The following is a 14,539-nucleotide window of genomic DNA, read 5'->3' as shown; positions in this document are numbered from 1 at the left end:
GGGCCGCCGCCCATGATGCGGCAGTATGAACTGGTCGAAACGGTGCGTGGCTATGATCCCGGAGCCGACGAGGATCTGCTCAACCGGGCCTATGTCTTTACCGTAAAAGCACACGGCGCCCAGACCCGCGAGTCGGGCGATCCCTATTTCTCCCACCCTGTGGAAGTGGCCGGCATCCTGGCCGGGATGCGGCTGGACTCCGCCTCCATCGTCACCGGGTTGTTGCACGACACGGTGGAAGACACCGTCGCCACCATGGACGACATCGAGGCGCAGTTTGGCCCGGAGGTCGCCCGCCTGGTGGATGGCGTGACAAAACTGTCGCGGCTGCGGCTGGGCTCCACCGGGTCGGAGCAGGCGGAGAATTTCCGCAAGCTGCTGCTGGCCATGTCGCAGGACATTCGTGTCCTGCTGGTCAAGCTGGCGGACCGTCTGCACAACATGCGGACGCTGCAGTTCATTCCCAAAGAGGCCAAGCGCCAGCGCATTGCCCGCGAGACCCTGGACATCTATGCGCCCCTGGCCGAGCGCATCGGCATCCGCGACTGGAAGGATGAGCTGGAAGACCTTGCCTTCGCCACGCTGCACCCGGAAATCCGCACCTCCATCGTCCGCCGGCTGGAGTTTCTGCGGGCCCGCGGTACGGAGACCGTGGGTAAAGTCATTGCCGACCTGCAGCGCGCGCTGGCCGCGGCCGCGCTTACCGCCGAAGTGACCGGCCGCGAGAAGACGCCTCACTCCATCTGGCAGAAGATGCAGCGGCGCAATGTGGGGTTTGAGCAACTGGCCGACATCATGGCCTTTCGGGTGGTCGTCGACACGGAGGCCGATTGCTACAATGCCCTGGGCGCGATCCATGGTGCCTGGCGGGTCGTGCCCGGTCGCTTCAAGGATTATATCTCCAGCCCTAAGCGCAATGCCTACCGCTCGATCCACACCGGCGTCGTCGGTCCTGGCGGACAGCGTATCGAAGTGCAGATCCGCACCCACGAGATGCACCGCATTGCCGAGTATGGCGTCGCCGCCCACTGGTCCTACAAGGCCGGCGAGATTACCAGCGACGCCAGCGGCTATCGCTGGCTGCGTGAGCTGCTGGACATTCTGGAGCACACCACCGACCCGGACGAGTTTCTGGAGCACACCAAGCTGGAGATGTTCCAGGATCAGGTGTTCGTCTTCACGCCAAAGGGCGAGGTCATAGCCCTGCCGCGCGGCGCCACGCCGGTTGATTTCGCCTATGCGGTCCACTCGGAAGTGGGCAATACCTGCGTCGGCGCGAAGGTCAACGGGCGCATGATGCCGTTGCGCACGGCGCTGCAGAATGGCGATCAGGTGGAGATTCTCACCTCCCGCGCCCAGACGCCGTCACCCACCTGGGAGCGCATCGCCGTCACCGGCCGGGCGCGGGCGCACATCCGCCGCTTCATTCGCCAGCGTCAACGCTCCGAGTACATCCACCTCGGACGCGAGATCACGGCTCGCGCGTTCCGCCAGATGGGCTATGACGTCACCGGCAAGGCGCTGGAAGAAGCCCGCGCTCGCATGTCCATGGCGACGGTGGATGACCTCCATGCGACGGTGGGGCAGGGGCTGCACACCGGGCGCGAGGTGGTGATGGCGGTCTATCCGGGGGCGGCCGACCGTCAGGCGCAGGATGGCAAGAGCGCGCCGGCCGGTCGCGCGCGCCCCGCCGGCGCCCGGTCGCGCCGGGCGTCCGCCGGCCGGGTCAATGGCCATGCGGTGTCCTTGCGCGGCCTGATTCCGGGCATGGCGGTGCATTTCGCCGGCTGCTGCCATCCACTGCCTGGCGACCGCATCGTCGGCATCGTCACCACCGGCAAGGGCGTCACGGTTCACACCATCGATTGTGAAACCCTGGAAAGCTATGCCGACATGCCGGAGCGCTGGCTCGATGTGGCGTGGAACATGGATGATGATACCGCGGGCGGCCATGTGGGGCGGCTGCGGGTGGTGCTGCTCAATTCGCCCGGCAGTCTCGGCCAGTTGTCCAACACCGTGGCGCGCGACGAAGGCAATATTACCAACCTGCGGATCATTTCCCGCTCCGCCGACTTCTTTGAAATCCTGATCGATGTGGAAGTGCGCGATGTCCGCCACCTGCAGAACATCATGGCCGCCCTGCGCGCTGATACCGCCATCAGCGACGTCAGCCGGACCCGCGCCTGATGGTTTTCCGGCGGCGCGCGCGGCGGCCGGTCGGCACTCGTCTGGTGGAAATCCTCTGGCCCAGCATGGGCTGGGGCCGCACACTCAGCTATCTGTGGCACCGCATCCGTCGCCTGCCGGGAACGCCGGAGTCCATCGCTGTCGGCCTCGCCTGCGGCGCGGCCATTTCCTTCACACCGCTGGTCGGTGCCCATTTCGTTCTGGCCGCGCTGACCGCCTGGGCCTTGGGCGGCAGCTTTGTCGCCTCGGCCATCGGCACGCTGGTCGGCAATCCCTGGACCTTTCCCGGCATCTGGTATGGCGCCTACCGTCTCGGCCGGCTGATCCTGGGGGTCTCCGGCAATGGTGGTGACGCGCCGGACTTCGCCACCCTGTTCTCCGACATGGTCGAAGCGATCATCGAACGCGACATGGCCCGCCTGGTCCAGGATGTCTGGCCGGTGTGGGCGCCGACCATGGTCGGCGGTGTGCCCCTGGCCATCCTCGCCTTCTGGATCACCTACAAACTGGCGCGGCCGGCCATCGCCAGCTATCAGAACCACCGCCGCCTCAGGCGCGAGCTGGGCGGGCGGTTGCGTCGCGTCATCACCAGCCGTCCGTCAAAAGACAGGGGAAGCAAGCCATGACCGCCGAAACCGCCTATCTCCGTCTGGGTGTCAATATTGACCATGTGGCGACCATTCGAAACGCCCGCGGCATTGCCCATCCCGATCCCGTACGGGCGGCGCTTCTGGCGGAGGCCGCCGGCGCCGACGGAATCACCGCCCACCTGCGCGAGGACCGCCGGCACATATCCGACGATGACATTGTCCGTCTGATGGACCGCCTGAGCCTGCCGCTCAATCTGGAGATGGCGGCCAGTGACGAAATGCTGGATATCGCCTTGCGCCATCGGCCGCACGCGGTCTGCCTGGTGCCGGAGAACCGGGCGGAGATCACCACCGAGGGCGGTCTTGACGTGGCCGGCGGGCACAACCATCTGGCCCGCTTCGTGCGCCAGCTTGCCGCCGCCGGCAGCCGGGTATCGCTGTTCATTGATCCCGACCCCCATCAGGTCCGGGCCAGTCGTGATATCGGCGCCCCGGTGGTGGAACTGCATACCGGCGCCTATTGTGATGCGCCGGATGCCGCGCGCCCAGGCGAGCTGGCACGCATTCAGGCGGCGGCGGCGGATGCTGCGGCGCTTGGCCTGGAATGCCATGCGGGCCATGGCCTGTCCTTCAATACGGTTGCGCCGATTGCTGCCATTCCTAATCTGCGGGAACTGAACATCGGCCATTTTCTCATTGGCGAGGCTGTCTTCTCGGGCCTCGACTCGGCGATCCGCCGTATGCGCTCTCTGATGGACCGGGCGCGGGCCGATGCCCATGGCCAGCGCAGCGCCTGATGGTCAGCGCCCCATGATTATCGGCCTCGGCAGCGATCTCATCGACATTCGCCGTATCGCCCGCACTCTGGAGCGTTTCGGTGATCGCTTTACGCTGCGCTGCTTTACCGAGGTGGAGCGCCGCAAATGCGACCGGCGGGCGCAGCGCGCGGCCAGTTATGCCAGGCGCTATGCGGCCAAGGAGGCCTGTTCAAAGGCGCTGGGCACCGGTTTCCGCCGCGGCGTTTTCTGGCGCGATCTGGCGGTGGTCAATCTGCCCTCGGGTCAGCCGACCATGCGCCTCACCGGCAATGCCCTGGCCCATCTGCAGGCCATGGTGCCGCCGGGCATGGCCGCCAAAATCGATGTCTCGCTGACCGACGACCCGCCCCTGGCCCAGGCCATTGTCATCATAACGGCGGTGCCTCTGGAGAGCGATGCGCCCGGCGGGCCCAGGAGCGGCGCTTGACCGGGGCCGTGGCAGCGTTCAGAACCCGGTGCTGGAGCCCGGCTGCGGCCGGGCCAGGCTGGCGGTCCACCACGACGGAGCAGGATGCATGAGTGCGGCGCGACGCAGGCCCGGCGGCTGGGCAGAGACCGCTCGCACGATTTTCTACGCCCTGCTGATCGCGCTGGTGGTCCGCACCTTCGCGTTCGAGCCGTTCAATATACCCTCCGGCTCCATGGTGCCGACGCTTCTGGTCGGCGACTATATGTTCGTCTCCAAATACGCCTACGGCTACAGCCGCCATTCGCTGCCCTGGGGCCTGCCGCTGTTCGATGGCCGGGTGTGGGCGGGCGACGGGCCGGAACGTGGCGATGTGGTGGTCTTCAAGCAGCCGGGCAACGAAAAAACTGACTTCGTCAAGCGGATCATCGGCCTGCCGGGCGACACCATTCAGGTGACCTCCGGCATATTGACGATCAACGGCCAGCCGGTGGAACGCCAGCGGATCGAGGACTATGTGACGGCCCGCGGCGGTATTTCGCGCAGCGTGCCGCAATACATCGAAACGCTGCCCAACGGCCGCAGTCATCCGATTCTGGAGTCCCGCGGCGATGACGGCTTCTATGACAACACACAGGAATATGTGGTGCCGCCGGCGCACTATTTTGCCATGGGGGATAATCGCGACAATTCCGATGACAGCCGCAATCTCTCCGCTGTCGGCTTTATTCCAGCCGATAATCTGGTGGGCCGCGCGGAAATCCTGTTCTTCTCCAGCGATGGCAGCGCCCGCCTGTGGCAGGTATGGCGCTGGCCCGTGGCTATTCGCTTTAGTCGTTTGTTTGATGCCATTTCCTGATCGGCTCGAGGGACGGGGCTATGGCCGACCGCTGGACTGAGCTGGAGACGGCCCTGAACTACAGCTTTCGCGACCGGCGTCATCTGGAATCGGCGCTCATCCATCCGTCGGCGGGCGGGGCGGCCATTGCCGGCGGGCAGGCGTTTGAGCGGCTGGAGTTTCTGGGCGACCGGGTTCTGGGTCTGGTGGCCGCCGATCTTCTGCTCGCCGGCTGGCCTGACGCCGACGAAGGGGAGTTGTCCCGCCGTCACGTTTCCCTGGTGCGCGGTGATGCGGTCGCCGCCATGGCCCGCGATATAGATATCGGCGCATGGCTGGTGGTCGATTCCGGCACCGACGAGTCCGGCGGCCGCGGCAGCGATTCAATCCTGGCCGATACTATGGAGGCGGTGATCGGTGCGCTCTATCTCGATGGTGGACTGGCCGCCGCGTCAGGATTTCTGACGCCGCGGCTGCGACGTCTGGCGCGGGAAACGCCGGTGGCCCGCCGCGATGCCAAGACCGCGTTGCAGGAATGGGCCCAGGCCCGTGGCCACGCCCTGCCGCGTTATGACATCGTGGAGCGCGACGGACCGCCCCATCGCCCCACATTCCGCGTGCGGGTCGTCGTGCCGGACATTGGCCCGGATACGAACACGCCGGGTGCGGCGGAAGGCGAGGGCGCGTCGCGCCGGGCGGCAGAGCAGGGGGCCGCCGCCCGCCTGCTCGAACAACTCCGGCGCTCGGACGGCGCCTCGTGACCGATTCCCGGGCGCCGTCACCCGCCGATCATCCTGCCGGTCGCCATTGTGGCTTTGTCGCACTGGTCGGCGCCCCCAATGTGGGCAAATCAACCCTGGTCAATCGCCTGGCCGGCGCCAGGGTGTCCATCGTGTCGCCCAAGGCCCAGACCACGCGGACGCGGGTGTTGGCCATCCGCATGGTGGAAGAGACGCAAATCGTCTTTGTCGACACCCCTGGCATTTTCCAATCGAGCCGGCGTTTTGAGCGCGCCATGGTGGATGCCGCGTGGCGCGGTGCCGCCGACGCCGATCTGGTGGTGTGCCTGCTGGATGCCCGCCACGGCCTCGATGCGGCGGCCCGGAATATCCTTGACCGACTGGCGGCGGCCGGGCGCACGGTCAGCGTTGCCATCAACAAGGTGGACCTGGTAAAGCCGGCGGCCCTGCTGCCTCTCACCGCCCGCCTGGCCGAACAGGGGTTGACGGATATCTGGATGATTTCCGCTCTGCACGGTGATGGCGTGGCGGAGATGGTGGCTGGCATCGCCGGGCGCATGCCGGCCGGCCCATGGCTCTATCCGCCGGATCAATTGACGGACATGACCGATCGTCTGACTGCTGCGGAAGTGACCCGTGAGAAAGTCTTTCATCTGCTGCACGATGAACTGCCCTACGCCATCGCCGTGGAGACCGAAACGTGGGAGGATTTCCGTGACGGCAGTGTGCGCATCGGCCAGATCATCTTCGTTGAGCGTGAAAACCAGCGCCCCATCGTCCTGGGCAAAGGCGGCCAGATGGTCCGTCGCATCCGCACCGCCGCCCAACGCGATCTGGAAGCCATGTTCGACCGCAGGGTGCATCTGTTTCTCCACATAAAGACCGCGCCGCGGTGGCGCGACGATCCCGACCGCTATCGCGACATGGGTCTCGATCTGCCTCCGCCTGAACCGCGGCAAGGCTGAATGCGCCATGCCTGACTGGAGTGATGAAGCCATTATTCTGTCGGCCCGACCGTTCGGTGAGGCCAATGCCATCGTCCAGGTGCTGACCCGCCGGCACGGCCGTCACGCCGGCCTGGTGCGCGGCGGCGCGTCGCGCCGTCTGCGCCCGGTGTTGCAGACCGGCAACCGGGTGCAGGCAGACTGGCGGGCGCGGCTGGCCGACCAGCTTGGTCAGATGAATGTCGAGCTGGAGCAAGCCAGCGCCGCCGGCGTTCTCGACAGCCGCGAGCGGCTGGCCGGTCTGTCCGCCGCCTGCGCCGTGGCCGAGGCGGCGCTGCCCGAGCGGGAACCGCATCCTGCGGTGTATGACGGGCTGGTGGCGCTGATCGACTCCCTGGTGGGATTGCCCGCCGACCCGGAACCGCTGTGGCTGGCTGTCCTGGTGCAGTGGGAGCTGGGCGTCCTGCGGGAACTGGGCTTCGCTTTGGTGCTGGACCGCTGCGCCCTGACCGGCGTGACCGACGATCTGGCCTGGGTTTCGCCGCGCAGTGGACGCGCCGTCAGTCAGGACGCCGCCGCGCCGTGGAGCGGCCGACTGCTGCCCTTGCCGCCGTTTCTGTGCGGCGGACCGGTTGACCGGACGGGACTGGCGGACGGGCTGGCGCTGACCGGCTATTTCCTGGAACGCCATGTGTTCGCCGCTGGCCATCGGCCGCTGCCGGCCGGCCGGGCCGGGCTGGCTGCGGTGCTAGGTCTGGACACAGGCGAACCGGAGCGCTCGGACGCCCCGGATTCCATGCCCGAACCGGCCGCGGCCAGCGGAGAGACAGGACCATGACCCCAGCAAGCCCATCGCCCCCGACCGGCGATGCAACGCGACGCCGCGTGATTGTCATCGGTGCCGGCGCCGTCGGCGTGGCCTCGGCCTGGGCCCTCAGGCGCCAGGGTCATGCGGTCACCCTGATAGAGCGTGACGAACCCGGTCGCGCCTGTTCTTTTGGCAATGCCGGCGTCATTTCCGAGTGTTCCGTCGTCCCTATGCCCGGACCTGAACTGCTCAGGCAGGTTCCGCGGTGGCTGCTCAATCCGCTCAATCCGCTGGCGGTCCGTCCCGCCTATCTGCCGCGCCTGACTCCATGGTTGTTACGGTTTCTTGCGGCCTGCCGCGGCAATCAGCAGACCATCGGCGCCCGCGCCATGGCGCCGCTGTGCCGCGATGCGGTGACCGCCTGGCGGGCCATGGCGGACGAGGCAGGTCTTGGCGATCTGTTGCAGACCCGTGGCTGGCTCCACCTCTATCTCAGCGACACCGCCTTTCAGCGTGGCCGGCGCCGGCGCGCGCTGGAGCGGGAGCTGGGCGTGCGCCTTGAAGAACTGGGTGGCAATGCGGTGCGCGATCTGGAGCCGGCACTGGCCACCACCGTGCGCCATGGCGTTCTCTATCCGGACTCCGGCCATGTGCTCAGCCCCTATCGTCTGGTCAGCGGCCTGGCCGAGCGCTTTGTCGCCAGCGGCGGCGTGTTGCTGCAGGGCGAGGCCGTGGATATCCGCAAGACGCCGGACGCCGCGGCGGCCTTGTCGGTGCATCTCGCCGATGGTTCGCGCCATGCGGCCGACACGGTAGTGCTGGCGGCCGGCGCCTGGTCCGGCGCCCTGGCCCGGCGGGTCGGCGCGCCGGTCCCTCTGGAAAGCGAACGTGGCTACCATCTGCACCTGCCTCGTCCCGCGGTCGCTCTCAATCGCGGCATCGTCCATGGGGAAGGCGGCTTCGCCGTGACGCCTATGATGGACGGTTTGCGCATCGCCGGTACGGCGGAGTTTGCCTCGCTCAGCGCGGCGCCCAACTGGAATCGCACGGCACCGCTTGCCGCCGGCGCGGCGGCGCTGTTGCCGGGACTGGACCTGTCCGACGCCAGCCGCTGGATGGGGCACCGCCCGTCCACGGCCGACTTCCTGCCGGTCATCGCGCCGTCGGCTCGTCTGCCGGGGCTGATCTTCAACTTCGGTCACCAGCATCTGGGCCTTACTCTGGCGGCGGTCAGCGCTGGTCTGGTTGCGGCACTGGTTGCCGGCACGCCGCCGACGGTTGATCTGAAGCCTTTTCGGCCGGAGCGCTTCGCCGCCGCCAGAGCCGCCTGACCACCGGACCTGACGCGGCGCCTCGCCCGGTGTCTGGTCCCAGTGTGATCCCCAGCGGTTGACGTCGGGCCCCTCGGCCACGCTATATGTGGGCACCACAGGCGCATCTGACACCAGCGCCGCAGTCAGCCCCCGGAGCCCATGGCCAAGCCGCCCGCCAATCCGCCTGCCAGCGCGCCCATCGCCGCCACCGTCAGGGACGAGCCGCTGGCCGACGCCCTGGGCGAGCGCTACCTGGCCTATGCCCTGTCCACCATCATGGGCCGCTCGCTGCCGGATGTGCGGGACGGGCTGAAGCCGGTCCACCGCCGTCTGCTCTATGCCATGCGCGAGCTGCGGCTGGCGCCCAACGCCGGCTACAAGAAATCGGCCCGCGTGGTTGGCGATGTCATGGGCAAGTTCCATCCGCACGGCGATCAGGCCATTTATGACACCCTGGTGCGCCTGGCCCAGGGGTTTACGGTTCGCTATCCGCTGATCGACGGACAGGGCAATTTTGGTTCGCAGGACGGCGATAATGCGGCGGCCATGCGCTACACCGAAGCGCGTCTTACGGTTATCGCCGAACTGCTGCTGGAGGGGCTGGACGAGGACGCGGCGGACTTCCGAGACACTTACGATGGTGAGGGGCAGGAACCGGCAGTCCTGCCGGCTCGCTTTCCGAACCTGCTGGCCAATGGGGCGTCGGGTATCGCCGTCGGCCTCGCCACCAGCATTCCACCGCACAACATTCTTGAACTTCTGGATGCGGCGCTGCACCTGATCAAGTCGCCCAACGCCCGCCTGGAGACCTTGCTGCGCTATGTGCGCGGGCCTGATTTCCCTACCGGTGGCCTCATCGCTGAGGCGCCCGAGGCCATCGCTGAGGCCTATGGCACAGGTCGCGGCAGTTTCCGCCTGCGTGCCCGTTGGCACAAAGAGGATATCGGGCGCGGCAGTTATGAGATCATCGTCACCGAACTGCCGGTCCATGTGTCGAAGAGCCGGCTGGTCAGCCGTATTGCGGACCTGCTGGACGCCCGCAAACTGCCGCTGCTGGAGGATGTTCGCGACGAGAGCGCCGATGACGTGCGCCTTGTGCTGCAACCGAAGAGCCGCAATGTGGATGGCGAGGTGCTGATGGAGCATCTCTTCCGCCAGAGCGATCTTGAGGTGCGTGTGCCGCTTAACATGAACGTGGTGGACGGTACGCAGACGCCGGTCACCATGAACCTGGCCCAGGCGTTGCAGGCATGGCTCGATCATCGTCATGACGTGCTGGTCCGTCGTACCACCCACCGCCTTGAAGCCATTGGCCTGCGTATAGAGATCCTCGAGGGGTTCCGCATCGCTTTTGCCAATCTCGACGCGGTCATAGCCATCATTCGCAAGGAGGATGAGCCCAAGCCGGTGTTGCGCCGACGCTTCAGGCTGAGTGATGTGCAGGCCGAAGCCATTCTCAACATGCGTTTGCGGTCGTTGCGCCGGCTGGAGGAAAAAGCCCTGGCCGGGGAGCTGGCCGAACTGCGTCGTGAGGAAAAGGCGCTGAAGGCTCTGCTGCGGGGCAAGGCGGCGCGCTGGGCGGCCATCGCCGCCGACATCACGGACCTGAAAAGCCTGTTCGGTGCCAGGGGCCGGTTGGCGGCACTGGGTGTCCGCCGTACGGAAATCAGCAGCGCGCCGTCGGTTGTCGCCTTGCCGGTGGAGGCGGAGGTGCCTCGTGAGCCGCTGACCATCATCTGCTCGGCCAAAGGCTGGGTGCGCACCGTGCGCGGCCACGCTGCCGCCGACGAGTTGCGCTACAAGGAAGGCGACCGTGGTTGCTTCGTCCTGCACGGCCACAGCACCGACAAGGTGCTGGTGCTGGCCACCAATGGTCGCATCTTCACACTCGACGCCCATGCGTTGTCCGGTGGCCGGGGACAGGGAGAGCCGGTGCGCCTGCTGCTGGGCCTGACCAATGATGCGGACGTGGCGACGATGTTGCTGCACCGGCCAGGCGGCGACCTGCTGGTGGCGTCCAGTGACGGCCGCGGCTTTCTGGTGGCGGCCGATGATGTGCTGGCCAGTACGCGGGCCGGCAAGCAAGTCCTCAACGTGACGGGGTCGGTGGAAGCGCGACTGGCCGCGCCGGCCGATGGCGACAGTGTTGCGGTGCTCGGCGACAATCGAAGACTGCTGATCTTTCCGCGTGATCAGTTGCCGGTCATGAGCCGAGGCCGCGGCAACATTCTGCAACGCTACCGCGACGGTGGTCTGGCCGACGCCTGTGTCTTTACCTATAAGGACGGCCTTACCTGGTCGGTCGGCGCCGGCCGCCGCCACGTGGAAAGCGATCTTCGCATCTGGCGGGGAGAGCGCGGCCAGGCCGGACGGGTCGTGCCACGAGGCTTTCCGCGCGCTAACCGCTTCGGCTAAACTGTGGCTTCACCGGTTCCAAAGGACAGATCATGACCGACCACGCCCCCACTGCCGCTGCCACAGCCATTGCCCGTCCGGGCGCGGCCGATCCGTGGATCGACCATGTATGGCCCGCCTCTGAGGTCACTCCGGTAATGCGCGCGGTTCGCGCCGCCTTGCTGGCGCTGGTCGGAGCCCAGTTGTTGTGGCTGTCGGCCAAGACCCAGGTGCCGTTCTGGCCGGTGCCGCTGACCATGCAGCCGCTGGCGGTCATGCTTCTGGGTCTGGCCTTCGGCTGGCGGCTGGCCGTCGCCACGGTCATCCTCTATCTGGCGCAGGGCGCTTTCGGCATGCCGGTGTTCGCCGGCACGCCGGCTCGCGGTATAGGCCTCGCCTATATGATGGGGCCGACCGGCGGCTATCTGCTGGGCTTCGCGCTTGCCGCCGCCGCTATCGGCGCCATCGTTGGCCGGGCCCGCGGCGCCACGTCCATGGCCTTTCACATAAGCGTGGTCCTGGCTCTGGTCGCCGGTATTCTGGCCATCTATGTGCCGGGCTATCTGTGGCTGGCCAATTTCGTTGGTTTTGCCAAGGCCTGGACGCTGGGGGTCTGGCCCTTCATCGTCGGCGATGTAATCAAGGCGGCCATTGCCGCCGCGCTCGCCTTCGCTGTCCACTTGCGCCTGCGTCGCACCTAGCCTGGCGCGCGCCGGCACCGGCCCGGGCCGGATCAGCGCGGGCCGATCTCCAGGGAGCTTTCGGTGGCGGCCGCCAGATCCCGTTCGTCACGCGGGCCGCTCATGGGCTGATTCAGCGCCGCTTCGTCAAACGGCCGCCAGCCATGTCGCGTCAACGCCTCCAGCGGCCGGTAGCGGCTCTTGTAGGCCATCTTCGCACTGGCCGCGATCCAATAGCCCAGATAGACGTGCGGCCGGCCTTCCTGCTGGGCCAGGTCGATCAGATTGACGATGACCTGACTGCCCAGGCTGCGCCTGGCCTGGCGCGGGTCGAAGAAACTGTAGACCGCGCTCAGCCCGTCGGCGATGCGGTCGGTCAGACCGACGGCGACCAGCGTCCGGTCATCGCCACGCAGAGTCACCATCAGCGTCTCCACCGGCGAATCCTCCACCATGGCGCGGTAGTCCTGGAAATCCATGCGCGCCATCTCGCTGTCGCCGTGCCGCGTATGCTGATAGCGCCGGAACAGGTCAAACTGCTCCGGCGTGGCCACGGCCGGCTCTATGCCGACGGTCAGATCGCTGTTGCGGGCCATCATGCGGCGCATGGTGCGCGACGGCTGGAAATGGTCGGCCAGAATGCGCACCGGCACACAGGCCTGACAGGCGTCACACACCGGCCGGTAGAGCAGTCCGTGGCTGCGGCGGAACCCGGCCACCGACAGGGTGTCAAACAGACGGCTGTTGTTGCGCGGCGCCAGAATGGTCACCAGATTGCGTTCCGTGCGGCCGGCCAGATAAGGGCACGGGCGCGGCCGGGTCTGGAGAAACGTTCTGAGATGGGATTCGCTGGCCGGGCTCATTCCTGCTCCATCACCAGCCCGTTGCGCGAGATCGAAGCGGGCGGGCAGACCTGGAGTCTAGCACAGGCCACGGCTGCGGAAAGACGCGGGCGCGACGCTAGTTGCCGTTGCCGGCCGGCTCGAACAGGCCGGGGGCCGCTCCCACCCGGAACGGAATGGGCTGCTGGCGTTGCAGCAATATGCTGATCCGGCGGTTGCGCGGCGAGGTCGGATCGTCCGCGACCAGCGGTTCCGTATTGGCTCGGCCGGTCACCTCGGCGATTCGGTCCGCCGCCAGTCCTGCATTCAACAATACGCGCCGCGCCGCGTTGGCCCGGTCACTGGACAGCTCCCAGTTGCCATAGTTGTCCTCACTGCCATAGGCGGTGCCATCCGTATGGCCGGTCAGGGCGATGGCGTTGGGCATGTTGCGTACGGCGTCCGCCACCAGCTTCAGCAGCCGCCGGGTATGCTCGTGCGGGGCGGCGCTGCCACTGGGGAACATGGCCATGCGCTGCTGGTCAATCAGCTGGATACGCAAGCCCTCGGCGGTCCGCTCCACGATCAGGCTGTCCTGCATCTGGGCCAGCTCGGGAATGTCCTCCAGTGCCTGGCGCAACTGAAACTCCGCGTCGATGAAGCGGGTCTCCTCGTTCTGAAAGGCCTGCGCGGCGGCTTCCGCCGCGGCGGACGATTCACTCAAAGGATCAAGCGGGCGATCCTCCTCGCCGGCATCATTGGTGCGGCCGGGGTCTATGGCCGGTGACGGTGGCAAGGGCACCACGGTTCCCACCGCGTCGCCGGCCGAGCGCAGATTGCCGTCGGAATCCAGCACCGTGCCGCCGAAGAATCCGCCGGCGCCGCTGTTGCTGCGTGAAAAGGAGTCCGGCGCAAAATAATTGGAGATACCCTGCAACTGCTCTTCGGTGGTGGCGTTGAGAAGCCAGAGCAGAAGGAAGAAGGCCATCATCGCGGTCACGAAGTCGGCATAGGCGACCTTCCACGCGCCGCCATGGTGGCCGCCGCCTTTCTTCTTGACGACCTTCTTGACGATGATGGCTTCGTTGGACATCAGGCGGCCGGCAGAGCCTGGGTCGCTTCTTCCACCTCGTAAAAGGTCGGGCGGTCGTTGGAATACAGCGACTTGCGGGCGAACTCGATGGCGATGGCCGGCGCATAGCCCTGCAGGAAGGCCATCATGCCGGCCTTCATACAGGCGAAGTAGCGGCTTTCGCCCTCATTGGCGGCGCGCACGGCGGCGGCGATGGGGCCGACCATGCCATAGGACATGAACACACCGGCAAAGGTGCCGACCAGCGCGCCGCCGATCAGCTTGCCCAGAACTTCCGGCGGTTCGGTGATCGAGCCCATGGTTTTAATGACGCCCAGCACGGCTGCAACGATGCCCAGTGCCGGCAGCGCATCGGCCATGGTCTGCAGGGCATGGGCGATGTGTTCATTCTCTTCCTCGACGACATCCAGCTCCTGTTCCACCAGGTTTTCGAACTCGTGGGCGTTTTCGGTGCCGAGGGTGATCAGGCGCAGATAGTCGCACAGAAACGTGACCGCCTTTTTGTTGGCGAAGAAGACCGGGAATTGCTGAAACAGCGGGCTGTCCTCTGGATTCTCCACATGGGTTTCCAGCGCCAGATTGCCCTTCGACTTGGCCAGCTTGAAAATCATGTACTGCAGGCTGAGCAGCTCGATATAGGCCTTCTTGTTGTACTTGGAGCCCTTCAGCAGGTTGATCACCGCCTTGCCGGATTTCTTCAGCACCGGCACCGGGTTGGCCATGATAAAGGCGCCGAGCGCCGCGCCGCCGATGATGACGAACTCGAAAGGCTGCCACAGCACGGCAACATGCCCGCCAAGAGCGGCATAGCCGCCCAGGACGCACAGGAATACGAAAGCGAGTCCCGCGATAACCAGCATGCCTGATCCACCTGATAGGGTCGGTGAACACCATGCCGTCTGCGGGT

General features: G+C 66.5%; 14 protein-coding genes. 11 read left to right on the top strand and 3 right to left on the bottom strand.

The genetic code is table 11. The features are described 5' to 3' along the window. Positions 1-12 precede the first annotated feature (12 nt). The 11 genes from RIE31_01780 to RIE31_01730 all read left to right on the top strand — a co-directional run bounded on the left by RIE31_01780 (position 13) and on the right by RIE31_01730 (position 11,739). The gene (locus RIE31_01780; protein MEQ8639332.1) at positions 13-2,187 is read left to right on the top strand and encodes a bifunctional (p)ppGpp synthetase/guanosine-3',5'-bis(diphosphate) 3'-pyrophosphohydrolase; all 2,175 of its coding nucleotides are present in this window, start codon (positions 13-15) and stop codon (positions 2,185-2,187) included. Further along, positions 2,187-2,813: a DUF2062 domain-containing protein gene (locus RIE31_01775; GenBank protein MEQ8639331.1), complete on the top strand. Its 627-nt coding sequence runs from the start codon at positions 2,187-2,189 to the stop codon at positions 2,811-2,813. The genes RIE31_01780 and RIE31_01775 overlap by 1 nt, the downstream gene beginning before the upstream one ends. Further along, the gene (locus RIE31_01770) at positions 2,810-3,574 is read left to right on the top strand and encodes a pyridoxine 5'-phosphate synthase (GenBank protein ID MEQ8639330.1); all 765 of its coding nucleotides are present in this window, start codon (positions 2,810-2,812) and stop codon (positions 3,572-3,574) included. The genes RIE31_01775 and RIE31_01770 overlap by 4 nt, the downstream gene beginning before the upstream one ends. A 13-nt stretch (positions 3,575-3,587) precedes the next feature. Then, positions 3,588-4,022: a holo-ACP synthase gene (gene acpS / locus RIE31_01765; GenBank protein MEQ8639329.1), complete on the top strand. Its 435-nt coding sequence runs from the start codon at positions 3,588-3,590 to the stop codon at positions 4,020-4,022. Between the two features lie 88 nt (positions 4,023-4,110). Beyond that, positions 4,111-4,860 (top strand): signal peptidase I, encoded by a 750-nt coding sequence (lepB, locus tag RIE31_01760; protein ID MEQ8639328.1) that lies wholly within the window; start codon positions 4,111-4,113, stop codon positions 4,858-4,860. Between the two features lie 20 nt (positions 4,861-4,880). After that, complete coding sequence (gene rnc, locus RIE31_01755) at positions 4,881-5,600, top strand: ribonuclease III (GenBank protein MEQ8639327.1); 720 nt, start codon at positions 4,881-4,883, stop codon at positions 5,598-5,600. Continuing rightward, positions 5,597-6,544 (top strand): GTPase Era, encoded by a 948-nt coding sequence (gene era, locus RIE31_01750; GenBank protein MEQ8639326.1) that lies wholly within the window; start codon positions 5,597-5,599, stop codon positions 6,542-6,544. Before rnc ends, era begins: the two co-directional genes overlap by 4 nt. Positions 6,545-6,551: 7 nt before the next feature. Continuing rightward, positions 6,552-7,361, top strand: a complete 810-nt coding sequence (recO, locus tag RIE31_01745; GenBank protein ID MEQ8639325.1) for a DNA repair protein RecO — start codon at positions 6,552-6,554, stop codon at positions 7,359-7,361. Continuing rightward, positions 7,358-8,662 (top strand): FAD-dependent oxidoreductase, encoded by a 1,305-nt coding sequence (locus RIE31_01740; GenBank protein ID MEQ8639324.1) that lies wholly within the window; start codon positions 7,358-7,360, stop codon positions 8,660-8,662. The genes recO and RIE31_01740 overlap by 4 nt, the downstream gene beginning before the upstream one ends. Positions 8,663-8,803: 141 nt before the next feature. Continuing rightward, the gene (gene parC, locus RIE31_01735; protein MEQ8639323.1) at positions 8,804-11,059 is read left to right on the top strand and encodes a DNA topoisomerase IV subunit A; all 2,256 of its coding nucleotides are present in this window, start codon (positions 8,804-8,806) and stop codon (positions 11,057-11,059) included. A 32-nt stretch (positions 11,060-11,091) separates the two neighbouring features. Further along, positions 11,092-11,739, top strand: coding sequence for a biotin transporter BioY (locus tag RIE31_01730; protein MEQ8639322.1), 648 nt, complete (start codon positions 11,092-11,094; stop codon positions 11,737-11,739). 32 nt (positions 11,740-11,771) lie between these two features. On the opposite strand, the gene RIE31_01725 is transcribed toward RIE31_01730, so the two are convergent. The 3 genes from RIE31_01725 to motA form a co-directional block, all read right to left on the bottom strand. Beyond that, positions 11,772-12,581, bottom strand: a complete 810-nt coding sequence (locus RIE31_01725) for an arginyltransferase (GenBank protein ID MEQ8639321.1) — start codon at positions 12,579-12,581, stop codon at positions 11,772-11,774. A gap of 97 nt (positions 12,582-12,678) precedes the next feature. Further along, positions 12,679-13,632, bottom strand: coding sequence for a flagellar motor protein MotB (locus RIE31_01720; protein MEQ8639320.1), 954 nt, complete (start codon positions 13,630-13,632; stop codon positions 12,679-12,681). After that, entirely contained in the window at positions 13,632-14,492 is an 861-nt protein-coding gene (motA, locus tag RIE31_01715) for a flagellar motor stator protein MotA (protein MEQ8639319.1), read from the bottom strand. The genes RIE31_01720 and motA overlap by 1 nt, the downstream gene beginning before the upstream one ends. Positions 14,493-14,539 lie beyond the last annotated feature (47 nt).

It is taken from the genome of Alphaproteobacteria bacterium, assembly GCA_040218575.1.
Classification (GTDB): domain Bacteria; phylum Pseudomonadota; class Alphaproteobacteria; order JAVJRE01; family JAVJRE01; genus JAVJRE01.
Note: the sequence above shows the minus strand (reverse complement) of the source record. Positions and strands in the feature narration are given on the sequence as shown.